Source organism: Nocardia sp. NPDC052254, from assembly GCF_040679495.1.
Taxonomy (GTDB): domain Bacteria; phylum Actinomycetota; class Actinomycetes; order Mycobacteriales; family Mycobacteriaceae; genus Nocardia.
Map to the genome: position 1 here is coordinate 10963 of NZ_JBFAUW010000024.1, position 17540 is coordinate 28502.

Here is a 17540-nt window from a genome sequence, read left to right on the forward strand (position 1 = left end):
TCCGGGGTGATTCTCGTACGCGGCGGGCGGATCAGCGCGCCGTCGGGGCGCCCGGTCGCAGGCGGCCGCCCGCGGCGAGCAGATTGCTGCCGACGGACTTGCCGAGCAGCCGGGAGATCAACCGGGCGGCATCGAGCGCCCGGTCGATATCGATGCCGGTGCTGATGCCACCGTCTTCGAACAGGTACGCCAACTCCTCGGTCGCGATATTGCCGCTCGCACCGGGCGCGAACGGGCAACCGCCGAGACCGCCTGCGGCGGAATCGAATCGGCGAATGCCGTGCCCGTAGGCGGCCCAGGCGTTGGCGAGCCCCTGACCGCGCGTGTCGTGCAGGTGAATCCCCAGATCGACCTCGGGTGCCACGGTACGGACGCGGTCGATCAGATCCTGTGTCCGGACCGGAGACGCGGTGCCCACGGTGTCGGCGATCGACAGGGTGTCGGCTCCGGCCGCCAGCGCTCGCGCCGCGATGTCGACGACTCGATCCGGCGGCGTGCGTCCGTCGAACGGGCAGTCGAAGGCGATGGCGATGATCACCTCGAGCCGCCCACCCGCGCGGTGCACCTGCTCGGCGATGGGCGCGATGAGGGCTTCCGATTCGGCACTGTCGCGGCCGACATTGGCGCGACTGTGCCCGTCGGAGGCCGAGACCACGTACTCGAGGCCGTTCACTCCGGCGGCCAGGGCACGACGCACCCCGCCGAGACCCGCGACCAGCGCCGAGAATTCGACACCCGGCCACCGATTCAGCTGGGCGGCAACCGCTTCGGCATCGGCCAGCGCCGGAATCGCGCGCGGGGACACGAACGAGGTCACCTCGACCCGGCGCACACCGGTGGCGACGAGCGCGTCGATGAACTCCAGTTTGGCCTCGGTCGGGATCGGATCCTCGATCTGCAGTCCGTCGCGCGGGCCGACCTCGCGGATCTCGACATCGGGTGTGGCGTTCATCCGATCGTGCCCTGTTCCCGCAGGCCGTCGAGCCGCTGGCGGTCATATCCCAGCAGGTCGGTGAGTACCTCGTCGGTATGGGTTCCGGGTCGGCTCGGACCACCCCAGCGCACTCCGCCCGCGGTGTCGCTGAGCCGCGGCACGACCCCCACGCCCTTGACCGGAACCGGATCGAACTCGGGCTCCGTGCTGCGCACCGAGGGATCGACATGATCGACGAACATCCCGCGCGCGGTGAACTGCGGATCCGCCATGACCTCGGCGACGGTGTTGACCGGGCCGGCGACCACGCCGTGCCGGTTCAGCAGTTCGATCAGATCGGCGGCGGTGAAATCGCCCGCCCACGCCGCGATCATCTCGTCGAGTTCGTCCTGGCGCTCACCGCGCGCACCGTGTGTGGCGTAGCGGGAGTCGGTGGCCAGCTCGGGTCGCTCCATCGCGGTCACCAGTCGCTTGAACACGGTGTCCTGATTGGCCGCAATGATCACCCACAGCCCGTCCTTGGCCCGGTACAGATTCGACGGCGCGACCCGGTCCAGCCGGGTACCCGAGGGCTGCCGCACATGGCCGGTCTTGTGGTAATCCGGCACCGTCGACTCCTGAATCGCCAGCGACGCCTCGGTCAACGCGGCATCGACGATCTGGCCGCGACCGGTCCGTTCCCGCACGAGCAATGCGGCGAGCACACCCTGGAAGGCGAACAGCCCAGCCAGGCTGTCACCGATCGACAGGGCCATGCGCGGCGGCGCCTGCCCGGGGAATCCGTTGAGATGGCGCAGGCCGCTGATGCCCTCGGCGACCGAGGCGTAGCCCGCGCGCGAGGCATACGGCCCGGTCTGCCCGTAGCCGGAGACGCGCGCCAGCACGAGCCCCGGATTGAGCTCACTCAGCACGTCGTATCCGATACCCCAGCGCTCCAGGGTGCCGGGCCGGAAACTCTCCACCACGACATCCGCGGTACGCACCAGCTCGAGAAACACCTCGCGCCCGGCCGGTACCCGCAGATCCAGACTCACACAACGTTTGTTGCGGGCGTGCACGGTCCAGAAGTACTGGTGGCCGCCGCTGGCCTGCCCCCAATCCCGCAGCGGGTCGGGGCGATCCGGCGCCTCGATCTTGATCACGTCGGCGCCCATGTCACCGAGCAGCCGGCCGCAGTACGGTCCCGCGATCAGCGTCCCGAGCTCCAGGACCCGGAACCCGTCCAGGGCGCCGGGCCCGGGATCCATTGGCGCCATGTCGGTTTCGGCCGGCGAACTGGATTGCGGATCGGTTGTCACGATGCCTCCTGTGTCGATGCGGGGCACCCGCACCCGGTCGGCATCGTGAGCCGCTGCGCGATTGTCGCTCACGATGCCTCCTGTATTGATGCGGGGCACCCGCACCCGGTCGGCATCGTGAGCCGCTGCGCGATTGTCGCTCACGATGCCTCCTGTGTCGATGCGAAGCGCCCGCACCCGGTCCCAGCTGCCTACTTGTCGTCCGGATCGAGTCCTAGTGCGCCGACCGACATCTGGTCGAGGGTGTTCAGCAGCGCCTCTTCGTCGGCGTCCTCGCCCTGGATCAACCACAGATACAACGTGTGTTCGACCATCGCGGCCATGGCCCGTGCGGCCAGCTCGGGATCGAGGGACTTGCGTACCAGCCCTTCGCGTTGCCAGCGGGCAATGGCATGGGAGGTGCGATCGATCAGCTGGCGCCGGTGTTCGTGGCGCAGCTGCCGGAACTCCTCGTTGAACGTCGCGACCTGTTCGACGATCGCCATCATGCGGGCATTGCGCCGGTAGGCCGCGTAGTAGGAACGATTGGCCGCGATCAGCCGGGCCGTCGGCGACAGCTCGCCCGGGGCCGGATCGCGATGGTGCATGTCCTCGAACAATCGGGTGCTCAGCTCGCCGAACACATGATCCTTCGATTCGAAATACCGGTAGAAGGTCCCGTAGGAGACACCGGCCGCCTCGCTGATCTGTTCCACCCGGGTGTCGAGAAATCCGACCGTCTCGAAAACCGTCTGTGCGGCATCCAGTAACGCGTCACGTGTTCGGCGACCGCGCGGTGTGAGGGTCTCGACAGCGGCGGGTGCGCTATTGACAGATGACTTCGGCACGGACCACACTATTCCTGAACATGACATGACTGTCAAGTCAGTTAAGGTGGTCGAAAGGATTGCGATGAGCGCCTCCAACGAGAAATTCGAACTACGCGGAATCAACCATCTGGCGCTGGTGTGTTCCGATATGCGGCGAACGATCGAATTCTATTCCGGCACACTGGGTATGCCCCTGATCAAGACGATCGATCTACCGCGTGGGCTGGGGCAGCACTTCTTCTTCGACTGCGGTGGCGGCAACACCGTCGCCTTCTTCTGGCTGGCGGATTCACCCGATGCCACCCCGGGGCTCGCGGCGCCGAAGGGGCTGCCGGACGAAGGTGAGCTGGCCAGTGGGGTGGGGTCGATGAACCATGTCGCCTTCGCGGTGCCGCCGGAGCGGTTCGACGACTACTACCAGCGATTGAAGGCCGATGGCATCAAGGTCAGCCGGGTTCTCAATCACGACGACAGCCCCGACGGCGTATCGCGGCACGTACATCCCGGCACCTTCGTGCGTTCGTTCTATTTTCAGGACCCGGACGGCATTCTTCTCGAATTCGCTTGCTGGACGCGCACATTCACCGCATCCGATGTGTCACACGAGCCGAAGACGGCGGCCGACCGGCATGCCCCCGCCGGACTCTGACGGCCGCATCAGCAGCGAAATCGGCACTACCCGAGAGGTTTACGAATATGCCCCGCTTGCGTGAGGTTCCCCGCGCCGAAGTCACCGACGAGCGAATTCTGTTCTACTACGATCGGCTGTTCGGTCCCGACAAGGACCCGGCCGTGGATCATGGCACCATCCACGCCACCCCGGGCGACTGGTGGACCGTCTTCGCCCAGTCACCGGAGGTGTTCCGGCACGCGGTCCGGGGCTTCGCGGTGTACCGGAACTCCCGGCTGGATCCATTGTTGCGGGAGCTGGGCCAGTGCCGGGCCGGATACGCGCGCGGTAGTCAGTTCGTCTTCTCCCAGCACTGCAAGCAGATGCGTTCGCTGGGTGCGCCCGAGGAGAAGATCGCGGCCATTCCGTCGTGGCAGGTCGCCGATTGCTTCTCCGAACTCGAACGCGCGATCCTGGCCTACACCGACTGCCTGGTCCACGACGGTGGCCGGGTGCCCGATGAGGTGTTCGCGATCCTGCGGGCCAACCTCGGCGATCCGGAGATCCTGGAGCTCACCTACATCACCGCGCTCTACGAGATGCACGCCACGATGTGCCGGGCGCTACGGCTGGAATTCGACGACCGGCCGGAACCGATCGAGGAGGTGGCGATTCCGGAGGGTGTCGAGGTGCGGGACCTGTCCGCGGATCTGTCGGGGCAGTGAACCGCAGGAAGCCGTCGCGTCCCATCCGGGATGCGACGGCCTCCTACGTTGTGACCGAGAGATTTTCCGTTATGCGGAGGTGCCCGAGCCGGCGCTGTCGCGCAGCGATGCGAGCGCGTCGATCCGCTCCACCGCCTCGTCGACGATCCGGTCGATCAGCTCGGCGACCGTGGGCAGATCCTCGATGATGCCGGCGACCTGACCGGAGGCCAGCACGCCGGCGTGGGTATCGCCCTCCACCAGGCCGGCTTTCAGCAGCATCGGGGTATTCGCCGCCATGATCACCTGAGACCAGGTCAGATCCTTCTGCTTGCGCATGGCGAGTCCGTCTTTGATCATGGTCGACCACTTCATGCCGGTCATACCCTTGAACTTGACGGCATTCGACACCGCGGCGGCCAGGCCGCGATAGCTACCCGAATGTTCGAGCTTGTCGACCAGTTCGGTGTTGAGCACCCGGTGCGGCATTCCGTCGACCTTCAGCGAAACCACGGTGTCCTGCAGGCCACGCGAAAGATACTGCTGCTTCACCGAATCCGGCACACTCGAATCCTGGGTGAGCAGGAATCGGGTACCCATCGCCACACCGGCGGCGCCGTAGGACAGGGCCGCGGCCAGGCCGCGCCCGTCGAAGAAACCGCCACCGGCCACGACCGGGATGTCGACCGCGTCCAGCACCGAAGGCAGCAGCAGGGTGGTGGCCACCGAACCGGTGTGCCCGCCGCCCTCACCGCCCTGCACGATCACGGCGTCCGCACCCCACGAGGCCACCTTGACCGCGTGCTTGGCCGCACCGATGGACGGCATGACCACCACGCCGTTGTCCTTCAGGCGCGCGATCAGTTCCTTCTTGGGGGCCAGTGCGAAGGAGGCCACCTTCACACCCTCGCGGATCATCAGTTCGATCCGGTCGGGTGCGTCGGACAGATCCGCGCGGATGTTCACGCCGAAGGGCTTGTCGGTCTTCGCCTTGGTCTTGGTGATGGCGACCTCGAGTTCCTCGAGCGTCATCGTCGCCGAGGCCAGAATGCCCAGGCCACCGGCATTGGCGGTGGCCGCGACCAGACCCGGGCCGGCGACCCAGCCCATACCGGTCTGCACGATCGGATGTTCGATGCCGGCCAGTTCGGTCAGCGGAGTGCGCAGGCGGACACTCACGACGCCACTTCCTTCTCCCGAATCCCCTTCGGATCCAGCACGGTGCGGATGATCCGCAGCTCTTCCTCGGTGGGCGTGCGGGTCACCTCGGCGGTGTCGAGGCCGACGATCTCGAACGCGGTGTTCTCGGCGACGTCGTCGGCGCTCACACCGGGATGCAGCGACAGCGCACGCATGGTGTGGTCGGGCCCGCCGAAATCGAAGACACCCAGGTTGCTGATCACGCGGTGCAGGTGATGGAACCGGTAGGCCGGGTTCTCGGGATCGATCTTGTCGTAACCGATTCCGCAGACGATGTCGACCTGATCGCAGAACACCCGCTTACTGTGCTTGGGCACGAAGTAGCTGGTCGGGTGGTTGATGGTGTTACCCGGCGCGCCGCGCACCCCGAACATCTGCCGGTTCGGCTGCTGCAATGCGCCGAAGGCGGACAGATTCTGATTGCCGAAGCGGTCGATCTGGTTGGCGCCCATGACAACATGGCGCCGCCCGGAGGCCACCACATCGAACACCTTGCCGAACGGAATCCAGCCCTCGGTGGGGGCCTTGGCGCCCAGCGCCGGTGTCTCGGCGAAGAACAGCGCCTCACCGTCGGACAGCAGCAGATCCGGCTCGAAGGTCAGCCGTGCCAGCCGGGCCCCGATGGTGGGGGTCGGCGACATCGGGCTGGCCATGATTTCGCCCGCGCCCCGGAAGATCTCGGCGCAAGCGACCGCGCAGACCTCCGCGCGGGTGATGGTGGTGGTGTCGGTCATCGGGCCTCCTCAAATATGCGGGACGCGGTCATTTCGCCTGTTCCGCTGCGAATTCCGCGACCGCGGACTGATAGTCGGCCTCGGAGACATCGAGATAGCGCGCCTTGAACGCCGCCCAGGTCTCGGGATCCTTGGCGGCCTCCACGTAGTGACGCTGGAACTTCTCGTCGCGGCCGTGGCTGCCGGACAGGGTGAAGTGCGCGCCGCCGGGCGCTTCGACCACCCCGTCGACCATCATGCGATTGAGCACGATCGCTTGCTGTGGAACGGCTTTCACCAGCTCCTCGGTCTCGACGACCCGGTCCACCGACACGAAGCGGCGCTCGGCCGCCAGGCAGTACAGATCGTCCATGTACGGGTCGACGCCGGTGTAGGCGGCATTGCCGTGCTCATCGCCGAGATCGAGATGAACGAACGCGGCGTCCAGGGTCAGCGCGGGCATCGCGACCAGAGTCTCGGTGCGGCCGTCGGCATCCGGATACGGGGACTGCACGGTGCGCAGCTCACCGTCCCAGAACGCCGGTACATCCGATCCCAGGCCGGCCCGCGTGGGCAGGAACGGCAGCCGAGCGGCGGCCGCCTGCAGACCGGATTTGACCATGCCCTCGTCCATTTCGCGGGAGACCAGCTCACCGCCGGTGCGCGCCTTGGCGAACCAGGGGTCGTAGAACGGCGCCGAATCCAGCGAGACGAACCCGTAGTAGGCCTTGCGAACCTTGCCCGCCGAGCACAGCAGCCCCAGATCGGGTCCGCCGTAGGTCACGACGGTCAGGTCGGTGACATCGGTGCGCAGCAGCGCCCGCACGAACGCCATCGGCTTGCGCCGCGAGCCCCAGCCGCCGAGGCCGATGGTCATCCCGCTACGCAGCTGGGAAACGGCCTCTTCCAACGAAATCCGCTTGTCGCGCACTTACTTCGCCTCCTGTTTTTTGCGGGGCACCCGCACCCGATCGGCCCGATGGTCGGCTTCGCATTGTGGACTCATCGGGCCTGCTGTGAATTGCGGGGCGCCCGCACCCGATCGGCCCGTTGGTCCGGCTTCGCATTGTGGACTCATCGGGCCTCTTTCTTGGCTGCCAGATCCTCGTCGAACCGCGCCCGGATCTCATCGGCCACACCCGCGAGGTTCAGTTCGAAGGTGAAGCCCTGCTCGTACCGGTAGCTGCGGTGCACGTCCTGGACGTCGATTCCGTTGAGCGCGCGCTTGGCAGCCCGGATCACCCGGCCGTCCTTGGCGGCGATGTCTTTCGCGACTTCCAGTGCCGCGGAATCCAATTCGGCCCGCGGGACGACCTTGTGCACCGACCCGAAGTGGTGCAGCTGCTGTGCGGTCACGGTGGACGCGGTGTAGAACAGCGTGCGCATCATGTGCTGGGGGACCAGGCGGGCCAGATGGGTGGCCGCACCCAGTGCGCCGCGCTCCACCTCGGGCAGGCCGAAGGTCGCGTCGTCGGAGGCGACGATGACATCCGCGTTGCCCACCAGGCCGATGCCGCCACCGAGGCAGAAGCCGTTCACCGCCGCGATCACCGGAACCGGGCAGTCGTAGACGGCGGCGAAGGCATCGAAGCAGCCGTGGTTGGCATCGATGAGCGTCTGATGCCCCGGATTGCGCTGGATCTCCTTGATGTCCACCCCGGCATTGAAGCCGCGGCCCTCGGCGCGCAACACGACCACCTTGGTCTCCGGATCGCGGCCTGCCTCGCGAAGCGTATCGGCCACGCCGAACCAGCCGGCGGTGGGCAGCGCGTTGACCGGCGGATAGTCGATAGTGACGACCTCGATACCGGAGGTCTCGGTGTGACGGTTGATCCCCATCGCATGTCCATTCGTTGGCAAAACAAGCAAGTGCTTGGTAGGTTATCACGGTGGCAATCGAAGTGGACCTGTCCGGATCCGTCGTTCTGGTAACGGGCGGTGTCAGGGGAGTGGGCGCCGGTATCAGCCGCGTCTACCTGGACGCCGGCGCGACCGTCGTGGTGTGCGCCCGCCGTCCCGGTGAGGCGCCGATCGAGAGTTCCGGCCGCACCGCGGAATTTCTGCCGTGCGATGTGCGTGACGGTGACGCGGTGGCCGATCTGGTCGAGGAGATCGTGCAGCGCCACGGCCGTCTCGACCATGTGGTCAACAATGCCGGTGGCGCGCCGTTCGCCCCTACCGCCACCGCCTCCCGGAATTTCAACTCCAAGATCGTCGAGTTGAATCTGCTTGCACCGCTGCTGGTTTCGCAGGCGGCCAATGCCGTCATGCAGAAGCAGGAGCAGGGCGGTTCGATCGTGATGATCTCCAGCGTCAGCGGCCACCGCCCCTCGCCGGGTACCGCCGCCTACGGTGCGGCCAAGGCGGGGGTGGACAGTCTGGTGTCCTCACTCGCGGTGGAATGGGCCCCCAAGGTGCGGATCAATTCGATCGTCGTGGGCATGGTCGGTACCGAATCCAGTCATCTGCACTACGGCGACGACGAGGGCATCGCGGCGGTCGAGGCGACAATTCCGCAGGGCCGGCTCGCCACCCCCGAGGACATCGGCCGGGTCGCGGTCTTCCTCTCCTCGCCACTGGCCGGTTACGTCAACGGCGGTTCGCTGATCGTGCACGGCGGCGGTGAGCGCCCCGCCTTCCTGGACGCCGCCACCGCCAACGCCTGACCGGGAAAACCACTGCAGCACTAGGGAAATGAGAGCACCAGCTATGACCGACAACCCCGAGAAGATCTGCGCCGGGCGCACCGTCATCGTGACCGGGGCCGGTCGCGGCATCGGCCGGGCGCACGCCCTGGCCTTCGCCGCGGCGGGCGCCAATGTCGTGGTGAACGATCTGGGCGCCGAACTCGACGGTGCCCCCAGCGTCGATTCGCCGGCCGCTCAGGTTGCCGAGGAGATCGTGTCCGGCGGTGGAAAAGCCGTGGTCAACGGTGACGACATCGCCGACTGGGCCGGTGCCAAGCGCCTGATCGACCAGGCCGTCGAGACCTTCGGTGGTCTGGATGTGGTGGTCAACAACGCCGGAATCGTCCGGGACCGGATGCTGGTCAATCTGGCCGAGGACGAGTGGGACGCCGTCATCCGCGTGCACCTCAAGGGCCACTTCGCCACCATGCGTCACGCGGCCGAGTACTGGCGCGCGGAATCGAAGGCCGGACGCACCCGCGATGCGCGCATCATCAACACCAGTTCCGGTGCGGGCCTGCAGGGCAGTGTCGGGCAGGGCAACTACGGTGCGGCCAAGGCCGGCATCGCGGCGCTGACCATCACTGCCGCAGCGGAATTCGGCCGCTACGGAGTGACCGTCAACGCCATCGCGCCGTCGGCGCGGACCCGCATGACCGAGACCGTCTTCGCGGACATGATGGCTCGCCCCGACGACGGGTTCGATGCCATGGCGCCGGAAAACATTTCGCCGATCGTGGTGTGGCTGGGCAGCCCGGATTCGGCCGGTGTGACCGGTCGCATGTTCGAGGTCGAGGGCGGCAAGATCGCGCTGGCCGACGGCTGGCGGCACGGTGTCGCCGAGGACCGCGGAGCGCGTTGGCAGCCGTCCGAATTGGGGCCGGTGGTGCGCGAGTTGATCGCCAAATCGACTGACCCCGAACCGGTCTACGGCGCCTGATCGTCGCAACTGTTCGATAACGACACACGCGCGGGCCGATCGCGACACGCCGCAACCTTCCCGTGGCCGCGATCGGCCCGCGCGTTCGTCACGAATTGCCTTGTGCGCGTGGCGATACCCGATGAGCTGGCGCTTCGGCTCTGCAGTGCGAGCGGCGCGAGTCCCGGTTCGTCGATGCGCTCGGGCGGGCGGGAGTGATCCGCCTCACTCGATCTTGCTGCACGAGCAAACTGCGGGCAGCTAAGATGACCGCATTCGTTCAATCCCGGAGGTGGTTAGCGACCGGGTAGAAATCTGCGCTGAGAAGTTGAGGGAAGGCAAGCGCATGACCATGGGTCGCATAGCGCGCGTTATTGCTGTGGCCGGGATAGTAGGTAGTTGCGGGGTGCTGGGACCCTTCGTCGCCAATGCACAGCCGGCGGGCCCGGGTGGCACGAATCCCGCGCCGGCAAACCCCGCGACACCGCAAATTCGTACCGATTCCGTACCGTCGTTGCCCGTACCGCTGGACACCGGATCGGCCCAGCAGGGACCGGGTGCCACGCAACCGGGAGCCGGCGCCGGTCGGCCGGGCGCCGATCCGGCGCCCGGATCGGGACCCGATCAGGGCCCCGGTGATCCGTCGCAGGGGCGGGTCGAGTCGCCGGGTACCACCGGACACTCGGATGACACCGCATCGCGCCAGGAGGGTCCGGTGGCTCGCACCCCCTCCGATACCGGTTCCACCGGGCCGGTGCCCTCCGACGATGCCGACTACGACGGCGCCCTGACGATCCCCGGTCGCTCGGCCGCCTCCGCCGCACCGGATTCCGCCGAGGTCTCCGGTCCGGCCGCACCGCCGATCACGCCGACCCCCGTGGCCGGTGAGGGTTTCGCCGGATTGCTGAGCATCCTCGGAACAGGTTCGGCCGCAGCGGGTTCCGCTGCGGGGGCCTCCGGTTCCGCGTTGACCGGTTCGGCCCTGGCCGGTGTCGGTACCGCACTTGCCGGAACCGGCTCCGCCGCAGCGGGTTCGGTAGGCGCCACCACCGGCTCCGCATTGGCGGGCACCGGATCTGCCGCTGCCGCAACAGGTTCCGCGGCGGCGGCGACAGGCTCGGCCGCAGCCGCCGCGACCGGTTCGGCGTTGGCCGGTACCGGGTCCGCACTCGCCGGTCTGACCGGGCTGGGCTCCGCGGCGACCGGTTCGGCATTGGCGGGTCTGGCCGGAACCGGTTCTGCTGCAACGGCTGCCACGCTGGCGACCCTGTTGGGCACCGGCTCCGCGATCACCGGCTCGGCGGCGGTCGGATCCGCTGCCGCGATGTCACCACTGCTCCTGCTGCTGCTCCTGCAGCCACCCCCGGCCGTAGCGGCTCCTCCACCGCCCGCTGCCGCACCGCCCGCGCCTCCGGTGCCCGCGGTGCCGGGTGCTCCGGCGATGGTCGCCGCTCCGCCGGCACCGGCCGCCGTACCGCCGGCCGCGCCCGCGGCACCGCCGGCCGCCCCCGCGGCACCGGCGGCTCCCGCTGTGGCCGCCCCGAATCCCGCCGTGCGCCCGACGGCGGCCAGCAGTGGTCTGCCCGAGGTCAAGACATTGGCGGTCCTCGGTGGCGTGGTCGCGATGGCACTGGCCGCGGCCGGTTCGGGTGCGGTCAGCTTCCAGAGCGCCGCCGCAGCGCAGGCACGTGTCGATGCCGCGCGCGCGGAATTCTTCGGACCGAGGGCATGAGGGGCCGTGCGATGACCGAGAGCCGGATTCAAACGGGCCGTTCCTATCGCCGGGTCGCGGCCGCGGTCGACGCGGTCTGCGCGGTCGCCGCCGATTTCGATGCCACCACCCTGGACGAGGTGGTCCTCGCGATCGCCGCCGAACGCGGGCGCATGATCGAGATCGCCGATGCGCAGCTCGGCCCGGGGGTGTGCGGCCAGCGCCGCAGCTATCCCGACAAGGATGTGATCGTGCTGGCCACCGCTCTGCCGAGCCGCGATCACACCTTGGCGCACGAATTGGGACATGTGGTCTTCGACCATCCGGGCGAACCGGCCGCGGAGGTCACCCTCGAGGCCAGTGACGACCTGATCGCCTACATGCTCTCGCAGCGTGCCCATCAGCAGATCGTCGACGACGGTCAGGACGACCAGTACGAGTGGGAGGCCGAAACCTTCGCCAGCATGCTGATGACCCGATTGCGCGTATTCAACAACCGGGGTGCCGGTGTCTCGGTACTCCGATTCGACGAGGCCCTCGGATGACCGAGTCAGGGCTCGGAGGCGGCAGCTTGCGTTACCACGGAGAGCCTCTCGGTCATCCGCGGAAGGCACCGATGACCGAGTCAGGGCTCGGAGGCGGCAGCGTGCGTTACCACGGAGAGCCTCTCGGTCGTCCGCGGAGGATACCGATGAGCGAGTCAGGGCTCGGAGGCGGCAGCTTGCGTTACCACGGAGAGCCTCTCGGTCGTCCGGGGAAGGCACGGATGACCGAGTCTCTCGGTCATCCGATGAGGGGAACAGGGTAGACGAATGACGTTCTGGTTGACGGCCTTGCTGGTCTGGATGGCGGCCGGCGCCCGAATCGGCCGGGTACTGGTGAAACCCGCGACCACCGCACGGGTGGCGGTGGTGATCGCGGTGGCCGCGGTCGCGGCGTCGGCGACCCTGGGGATTCCGGAGATCGGCGTCGCGGTGGATCATGCACTGCCGCAGGGAATCAACGGTGCGGCACTGGCCGACCGCTTGGTGGTGGCGACCTGGCTGCTGTTCACGGTGGCGACCTCCGTCGTGGCGGCCGCCGCCTGGCCGGTGGTCTCGCGCCGCAATCTGCGCCAGATCGCCTGGCTGGTCTACGCACTCGGCGCCGTGGTGATCGCGGTGACCATCGCCTGGTCACTGATGTTCGGCTGGATCATGACGCTGATCGGCTGTGTCTTCATCGCGGTGACGGGTCTGCGCAATCTCGACTGGACCGCGCTGGGCCGGGGAATCGCGCTCTACACCACGGGAACGATTCTCGCGGGAATCCTTGCCGCACTCTCGATTCGGCGCCTCGCAGTCGATGATCATCCGGTGCGGGCCGGTGAACCGGGCTGGTTCTGGCCGGCCTGGCAGGTCGCGAGTCTGCTGATCGCCGTGGGCGCGGTGTGGATCGTCATCGAACTGTGGCTGCGGGCCCGGCTGTTGTTGCGCCAGACTCGGTCCCTGCATCGGACGCTGATCAAGCGGTTCCCCGAGGTCCTTGCACACGAGCAGACGGTATCGGCCACACAGCTCAAGGCATCGGATCAGGTGGCCCAGATCATGGACGCCCTGTATCTGCAGACCGGTGGGGGAATGGAGCTGGCCGCGGCCGGAGATCCCGCGCGATCGGTCACCGAACGCGCGCAGAAGGTGGCCCGCTGGGCCCGTAATCCATTGGGCGACGACATCGTCGACGCGCGGTGGATAGCGCCACCGGAGGGATTGAGCCCCAGGGGCTGGGTGCAGGCCATCGCTCGTGCCTTCGACAGTGCCACTGCTTCCGATCGGAAACCCGCGGCGGCACAAGCCGATTGACGAACAGTCGATGGGCGCCACTGCGCGGCGGGCGGCGCCGATCGACTGGTCGCGTTGTTTCGACCCGACTTACACGAGAAACACAGTGCAGTCCGAGTGCCGCACTGTGTTTCTCGTGTAAGAACGTGCTATTCCGTGCCGTCCGGTGGTACCTCGGGCAAACCTTCACTCGCCCGGAGCTTTTCGGCCATCGAGGTCAGCAGGTTCTGCGATTCTTCGGAGAGATCGAACGCCCTGCTCGAAAGCCGTCGCAGCCCGTAGCCCTGCAGCTGGGACAGCAACTCCAGATCGTGGTCGATCTTGGCCGCGTAGATATCGTTGAAGAAGTAGTCCGGCTTGACCTTGAAAAACTTTGCCAATGCGGCAACCGTCTCGTCTGAGGGGTTGGTCCGCTGCCCCGACCGTAGCTGCGAGAGATACGGTTTCGAGATCGGATGCCCAGAGGCGGTGAGCGCAGCCGCCACCTCGGCATTGGTGTGCGGCTTACGCCCCGGGGGATGCACGGTTTCGAACAGCTTGTTCAGCCGCGCCGCGAAATCAGCCATTGTGAGCCGCCCAATTCCCTTCGCTGTACTAACTAGTCGTTATCTCGGATACGTATCATTGATATTAGCGGCTGAGTAACTGAAAACCTACGCCTGATTCGGGATTTCCTTGAAGCTTCCAGGTGGCCGGTCTGGGAACCGGGCGGCGTCGGGGCGTTTGCGGGTCACCGCAGGCTGACTGGTCGTACGGCGGTACGCTCCGGTTCTAGCCCGTCGGACGACTCTCGCCCGACGGGCTATTGTTAACCAGAAGATAGCTGACGTCTCATCCTTTTGCCTGCGTCGAAGTATGTGTGGCGTACGACACGTTCTGACGTTGTGCGGATGAACGTTCAACCACCATCGAAATCTGTGTGGTATTACAGCCGTTCGATGATGGTTCCAGTCGCAAGTGCGCCACCGGCGCACATGAGGATCATGGCAACCGACTTGTCGGAGCGTTCCAGCTCGTGCAGGGCGGTGGTGATCAGGCGCGAGCCGGTGCTGCCGACCGGATGTCCGATCGCGATCGCGCCACCGTTGACATTGACCCGATCCATATCCGGCTTGTGCACCGACGCCCAGGACAGCGGAACCGCCGCGAAGGCCTCATTGATCTCGAAGAGGTCGATATCGGAAATGCTCATACCCGAACGCTCCAGCAGCCGGGTGGTGGCCTGCACCGGACCGTCGAGATGGAATTCGGGCTCGGCGCCGACCAGGCACTGGGTGATGATGCGGGCGCGTGGGCGCAGATCCGCACGGACGGCGGCCTGTTCGTCCATGAGCAGCACCGCGGCGGCGCCGTCGGAAATCTGCGACGAGGTGCCGGCGGTGTGAATGCCGCCCTCCAGCACCGGCTTCAGTTTCGCCAAGCTCTCCCGGCTGGTCTCACGCAGGCCCTGGTCGCGGTTGACGTCGAGCTTGTCGCCGGTGGGGTTGCCCTCCTTGTCGACCTGGGGCGCGCCGGTGACGGTCAGGACCTCGCGGTCGAACCGGCCCTCGGCCCAGGCCTGGGCGGCCAAACGCTGTGACCGCACGCCGAATTCGTCGATGTCGTCACGGGTGATACCGCGCCGCTTGGCGATTCGCTCCGCCGCCTCGAACTGGTTCGGCATGTCGATGTCCCAGGTGGCGGGCCGGCGCGGGCCAGCGTTCTCGCCCACGTTGGCGCCCAGCGGGACATGGCTCATCGACTCGACGCCGCAGGCCACGCCGATATCGATCGCGCCCTGGGCGATCTGCCCGGCGATCAGATGATTGGCCTGCTGGGCCGAGCCGCACTGGCAGTCCACGGTGGTCGCGCCGACCTGCCAGGGGAGACCGGCGTGCAACCACGCGGTGCGGGTGATGTTGTTGCCCTGCTCGCCGACCTGCATGACGCAGCCGCCGATGACCTGTTCGACCAGAGCCGGGTCGAGTTTCGCGCGCTCGAGCACGCCGCGCTGTGCGGCACCGAGGACTTCGGCGGCGTGCAGACCGGCCAGCCAGCCGTTGCGCTTACCGATCGGAGTGCGTGCGGCCTCGACGATGACGGGGGTGCCCATAACTTCAACCTTTCGAACAGAGACCTGGAACAGGACAGAAACTGAAACAAGTTCTGTGGATGTACTGAGGGCGGACTATGGCTTCTTTACTACTGATACCACCTGTGTTGCAATGAAGGTAGAACGTGTTTCAGTTAGTCGAAGGAGACAACTGGTGGTTGACGCCCAAGTAGCCCCGAACCTCCCCGAAGGGTTCGACGCGACCGATCCCGATATGTGGGCCCGCGGCATCCCTGCCGAGGAGTTCGCGGAACTACGTCGGGCCGCTCCGATCTGGTGGAACCCGCAGTCGCCGGATGTCGGCGGTTTCCACGACGACGGGTTCTGGGTGGTGAGCAAGCATGCCGACGTCAAAGAGGTCTCGCGGCGCGACGATTTCTCCACTTACGAGAACACCGCGATCCCGCGCTTCAACGACGACATCCCGCGCGAGGCCATCGAACTGCAGCGGCACATCCTGATCAACAAGGACGCGCCCGAACACACCAAGCTGCGCAAGCTGATCTCCAAGGGATTCACCCCCCGCGCGATCAACAGCCTGCGTGCCGAGCTGTCGGCCCGGGCCAAGTCCATCGTGGACGCGGCCGCGGCCAGCGGTACCGGCGACTTCGTCACCCAGGTGGCGTGTGAGCTGCCGCTGCAGGCCATCGCGGAACTGATCGGCGTGCCGCAGGAGGACCGGATGAAGGTCTTCCAGTGGTCGAACGAGATGACCGGCTACGACGACCCGGACAGCGACGCCGATCCGGCCATGTCGTCGATGGAGATCCTCGGCTACGCCTGGCAGATGGCCGAAGCGCGCAAGGGCAGCCCGGCCGACGACATCGTGACCACGCTGGTCAACGCGGACATCGACGGTGAGGCGCTGACCTCGGAGGAATTCGGCTTCTTCGTGATCCTGCTGGCCGTGGCCGGCAACGAGACCACGCGCAACGCCATCACCCACGGTATGCACGCCTTCCTGGAGAACCCCGAGCAGTGGGAGCTCTACAAGCGCGAGCGGCCCGCGACCGCGGCCGACGAGATCATCCGCTGGGCGACGCCGGTCAGTTCGTTCCAGCGCACCGCGCTGGTCGACACCGAGCTGTCGGGTGTGCAGATCAAGAAGGGGCAGCGCGTACTCCTGATGTACCGCTCGGCCAACTTCGACGAGGAGGTCTTCGAGAATCCGAACACCTTCGACATCACGCGCGACCCGAATCCGCACCTGTCGTTCGGCGGCACCGGTGCGCACTTCTGCATCGGCGCCAACCTGGCCCGGCTGGAGATCGACCTGATCTTCAATGCGATCGCCGACCACCTGCCCGACATCACCAAGATCGACGATCCCAAGCGTCTGACCTCGGGCTGGCTCAACGGCATCAAGGAATTCCAGGTCGACTACGGTGCCACTGTGCCGCCGCTCCGAGATTGAGGCCATACCAGTGGGAGCCGATCGCAGGTCCTGCGTGAGGCGCGGAACAAGTTCTGGGCGTACCCGGCGGGTTACCCATGTCCTTGCGAAATCAGTCGACGATCCGAGAAGTCCCAGCTGAACCGAAATACAAGAAGGGCGGGCACCCAACCGGGGTGCCCGCCCTTCTTGTACTCGGTCCGACGCTATTCCTTGCGCATCGTCCCCATCGCGCGGTCGGTCTCCCAGAACGCACGCAGTGCCAGGATCCTTCCGGCCTCGTCGACCTTGTAGGTGAATACACCCTCGGCATCGATGACGTGCCCGCCCAGTCGTGTGCGGATCAGTCCGGTGAACGCGACCTCCTGACCACAGGCGAAGGAGTCGCCGAAGACGAATTCGATGGATTCGGTCGGCGCGATCGCCTTGTCCCAGAACGCCGAGATGGCCTCGTGGCCCCGGTGGCCGACGCCGTCGGGATCGAAAACCGAGGGCCCGATCGGGTCCTCGACGACGCCGTCCGCGGCGAACAACGCCAGCCAGGCGACCTTGTCCCGGGCACGCACCGCGGACTGCGATGCGTGCCCGGCGATGCGCGCCGGATGCTCGGTGGTCGTGGTGGTCATGTCAAAACTCCCGGCTCGGCGGTT

Annotated in this window: 18 protein-coding genes; 8 read left to right on the forward strand and 10 right to left on the reverse strand. The window is 66.8% G+C overall.

Annotated features, from left to right (window positions below):
• Nucleotides 1–31: 31 nt before the first annotated feature.
• From AB0L57_RS31655 to AB0L57_RS31665, 3 genes are all read right to left on the reverse strand, one after another.
• Nucleotides 32–952 (reverse strand): hydroxymethylglutaryl-CoA lyase, encoded by a 921-nt coding sequence (locus AB0L57_RS31655; RefSeq protein ID WP_364970160.1) that lies wholly within the window; start codon nucleotides 950–952, stop codon nucleotides 32–34.
• The gene (locus AB0L57_RS31660; RefSeq protein ID WP_364970288.1) at nucleotides 949–2181 is read right to left on the reverse strand and encodes a CaiB/BaiF CoA-transferase family protein; all 1233 of its coding nucleotides are present in this window, start codon (nucleotides 2179–2181) and stop codon (nucleotides 949–951) included. The genes AB0L57_RS31655 and AB0L57_RS31660 overlap by 4 nt, the downstream gene beginning before the upstream one ends.
• Before the next feature lie 242 nt (nucleotides 2182–2423).
• Nucleotides 2424–3059, reverse strand: coding sequence for a TetR/AcrR family transcriptional regulator (locus AB0L57_RS31665; RefSeq protein ID WP_364970163.1), 636 nt, complete (start codon nucleotides 3057–3059; stop codon nucleotides 2424–2426).
• A 64-nt stretch (nucleotides 3060–3123) separates the two neighbouring features.
• On the opposite strand from AB0L57_RS31665, the gene AB0L57_RS31670 reads away from it, so the two are divergent.
• Both AB0L57_RS31670 and AB0L57_RS31675 read left to right on the forward strand, forming a co-directional pair.
• On the forward strand, nucleotides 3124–3690 hold the full coding sequence (locus AB0L57_RS31670) for a VOC family protein (protein ID WP_364970166.1): 567 nt from the start codon (nucleotides 3124–3126) through the stop codon (nucleotides 3688–3690).
• Between the two features lie 47 nt (nucleotides 3691–3737).
• Entirely contained in the window at nucleotides 3738–4376 is a 639-nt protein-coding gene (locus AB0L57_RS31675; RefSeq protein WP_364970169.1) for a carboxymuconolactone decarboxylase family protein, read from the forward strand.
• A gap of 69 nt (nucleotides 4377–4445) precedes the next feature.
• On the opposite strand, the gene AB0L57_RS31680 is transcribed toward AB0L57_RS31675, so the two are convergent.
• The 4 genes from AB0L57_RS31680 to AB0L57_RS31695 form a co-directional block, all read right to left on the reverse strand.
• Entirely contained in the window at nucleotides 4446–5534 is a 1089-nt protein-coding gene (locus AB0L57_RS31680) for a nitronate monooxygenase (RefSeq protein WP_364970172.1), read from the reverse strand.
• Nucleotides 5531–6289 carry a CoA-transferase gene (locus AB0L57_RS31685; RefSeq protein ID WP_364970175.1) on the reverse strand — a complete coding sequence of 253 codons (759 nt, stop codon included), beginning with the start codon at nucleotides 6287–6289 and terminating at the stop codon, nucleotides 5531–5533. Before AB0L57_RS31685 ends, AB0L57_RS31680 begins: the two co-directional genes overlap by 4 nt.
• A 28-nt stretch (nucleotides 6290–6317) precedes the next feature.
• The gene (locus AB0L57_RS31690) at nucleotides 6318–7199 is read right to left on the reverse strand and encodes a CoA-transferase (RefSeq protein WP_364970178.1); all 882 of its coding nucleotides are present in this window, start codon (nucleotides 7197–7199) and stop codon (nucleotides 6318–6320) included.
• A 143-nt stretch (nucleotides 7200–7342) separates the two neighbouring features.
• Nucleotides 7343–8107: an enoyl-CoA hydratase family protein gene (locus AB0L57_RS31695; protein ID WP_364970180.1), complete on the reverse strand. Its 765-nt coding sequence runs from the start codon at nucleotides 8105–8107 to the stop codon at nucleotides 7343–7345.
• 56 nt (nucleotides 8108–8163) lie between these two features.
• Here AB0L57_RS31695 and AB0L57_RS31700 point away from each other — a divergent pair, with 56 nt between their 5' ends.
• From AB0L57_RS31700 to AB0L57_RS31720, 5 genes are all read left to right on the forward strand, one after another.
• Nucleotides 8164–8934 (forward strand): SDR family oxidoreductase, encoded by a 771-nt coding sequence (locus AB0L57_RS31700; RefSeq protein WP_364970290.1) that lies wholly within the window; start codon nucleotides 8164–8166, stop codon nucleotides 8932–8934.
• A 43-nt stretch (nucleotides 8935–8977) separates the two neighbouring features.
• Nucleotides 8978–9895: an SDR family oxidoreductase gene (locus AB0L57_RS31705; RefSeq protein ID WP_364970183.1), complete on the forward strand. Its 918-nt coding sequence runs from the start codon at nucleotides 8978–8980 to the stop codon at nucleotides 9893–9895.
• Nucleotides 9896–10589: 694 nt separating this feature from the next.
• Nucleotides 10590–11606, forward strand: coding sequence for a hypothetical protein (locus AB0L57_RS31710; protein ID WP_364970185.1), 1017 nt, complete (start codon nucleotides 10590–10592; stop codon nucleotides 11604–11606).
• Between the two features lie 11 nt (nucleotides 11607–11617).
• Nucleotides 11618–12130 carry an ImmA/IrrE family metallo-endopeptidase gene (locus AB0L57_RS31715; protein ID WP_364970188.1) on the forward strand — a complete coding sequence of 171 codons (513 nt, stop codon included), beginning with the start codon at nucleotides 11618–11620 and terminating at the stop codon, nucleotides 12128–12130.
• Between the two features lie 267 nt (nucleotides 12131–12397).
• Nucleotides 12398–13426 carry a hypothetical protein gene (locus AB0L57_RS31720; protein WP_364970190.1) on the forward strand — a complete coding sequence of 343 codons (1029 nt, stop codon included), beginning with the start codon at nucleotides 12398–12400 and terminating at the stop codon, nucleotides 13424–13426.
• A 128-nt stretch (nucleotides 13427–13554) separates the two neighbouring features.
• Here the strand turns inward: AB0L57_RS31720 and AB0L57_RS31725 are convergent, their stop codons facing one another.
• Nucleotides 13555–13971, reverse strand: a complete 417-nt coding sequence (locus tag AB0L57_RS31725; RefSeq protein ID WP_014348820.1) for a helix-turn-helix domain-containing protein — start codon at nucleotides 13969–13971, stop codon at nucleotides 13555–13557.
• Between the two features lie 359 nt (nucleotides 13972–14330).
• Nucleotides 14331–15497 carry a steroid 3-ketoacyl-CoA thiolase gene (locus AB0L57_RS31730; protein WP_364970194.1) on the reverse strand — a complete coding sequence of 389 codons (1167 nt, stop codon included), beginning with the start codon at nucleotides 15495–15497 and terminating at the stop codon, nucleotides 14331–14333.
• 214 nt (nucleotides 15498–15711) lie between these two features.
• Here AB0L57_RS31730 and AB0L57_RS31735 point away from each other — a divergent pair, with 214 nt between their 5' ends.
• The gene (locus AB0L57_RS31735; RefSeq protein ID WP_364970291.1) at nucleotides 15712–16911 is read left to right on the forward strand and encodes a cytochrome P450; all 1200 of its coding nucleotides are present in this window, start codon (nucleotides 15712–15714) and stop codon (nucleotides 16909–16911) included.
• A 185-nt stretch (nucleotides 16912–17096) separates the two neighbouring features.
• Here AB0L57_RS31735 and AB0L57_RS31740 read toward each other — a convergent pair whose 3' ends face one another.
• Complete coding sequence (locus AB0L57_RS31740; RefSeq protein WP_364970197.1) at nucleotides 17097–17516, reverse strand: nuclear transport factor 2 family protein; 420 nt, start codon at nucleotides 17514–17516, stop codon at nucleotides 17097–17099.
• Between the last annotated feature and the right edge of the window lie 24 nt (nucleotides 17517–17540).